This window comes from Carboxylicivirga litoralis, assembly GCF_025499605.1.
GTDB classification, from domain to species: Bacteria; Bacteroidota; Bacteroidia; order Bacteroidales; family Marinilabiliaceae; genus Carboxylicivirga; species Carboxylicivirga litoralis.
On the sequence record NZ_JAFMVC010000098.1, the window covers coordinates 1 to 1,288 of the forward strand.

Sequence of the window (1,288 nt, forward strand, 5' to 3'; positions counted from 1 at the left end):
ACGGTGTGCCTGATGAATTAAGCGGTCAAGGATTGCATCTGCAATGGTTTTTTCACCAATAATTTCATACCAACCTTTGATGGGTATTTGAGATGTTACAATCATCGAACCCTTATTGTGTCTGTCCTCCATAATTTCCAACAAGGCAATTCTGTTTTGACTATCCAGTGGTTGCAATCCAAAATCATCCAGGATAATCAAATGTTGCCGTTCGATTTTAGCGAGTTCCTTCAAGTAGGAACCATCTGCTTTTGCTAATTTGAGTTTCGAAAACAGCTTAGTTGTGTTGTAATACATCACTCTAAATCCAGAGATGCATGCCTGATAACCAAGGGATGTCGCTATGTAACTTTTACCTGCTCCGGTACTTCCGGTGATAAGCACATTTTCATTTTTACTGATGAAACTGCATTCTGCTAATCGCATAAGCTTCGTTTGGTCAATATTGCGAGATTGGTCATAAACAATGTTCTCCATTGAAGCTTTATAATGAAAGCGAGCATTTTTAATAGCTCGCTCTATTTTACGATTATTCCGGTCATCCCACTCTGAATCAATCAGCATTGACACAAACTGGTCGAGTGTATAATGGTCTGTTTTGCCTGTTTCTATTGCCGTCATAAAAGAGCTGTACATACCGTAGAACTTCATCTGCCGCATTTTAGATAGTGTTGTTTCATTCATGGCTAATAAGTTTTAATTATTCGTAATATTTGTCACCTCGTATGTTGTCATGAAATGGCAAAGACTGTTGATTATCAGCTTCATCATCTAATTTATCCAAACCTCGTTTTAAGATATTATGGATAATCTTATAGTTGAAAACATGATGTTCCAATGCGCGTTTACAAGCATTGCTTAATCGTTGGTTTCCTACTTTCTTGGCCATAGAAAGCACGCCCATGCAGCTACGATAAGCCTGCTCTGGGTGTTGTTTGTGCTCTAACAGTTGCACAATAAATTCTTTAACTGGCTCACCAATAGACGCTGCCCAGTTGATAAAGCGTTGTGGTGTCCAATCGGTAATAAAGCGATGCGTAGTTGCCAAATGCTCACTGTTTGTAGTATAGTTGTATGACCTTAACTCACGCTTATGGGTCGCAATGCGATTGTATTTATAGTAAACCTCGACAGAGGATGATGTATAAAGCAGTTTAACGCGTTTGCGGATGTATTGATACGGAACACTGTAATAGTGCTTGTCTTCACCAAGAAGCACATGACCGTTGAGCATAACCGTAGCCATAGCCTGCTTTTTAATCTCGTAGCGTTCCACAGGCAACGGTTT

Annotated in this window: 2 protein-coding genes; both read right to left on the bottom strand. The window is 39.6% G+C overall.

Annotated elements, in window-relative coordinates:
- Positions 1-684, bottom strand: a 684-nt coding sequence (gene istB / locus J1N10_RS20895; protein ID WP_262328669.1) for an IS21-like element helper ATPase IstB, incomplete at its 3' end; no start/stop codon positions are given.
- Between the two features lie 16 nt (positions 685-700).
- Positions 701-1,288 (bottom strand): Mu transposase domain-containing protein (locus tag J1N10_RS20900; RefSeq protein ID WP_410053460.1); only part of this gene is annotated, 588 nt, incomplete at its 5' end.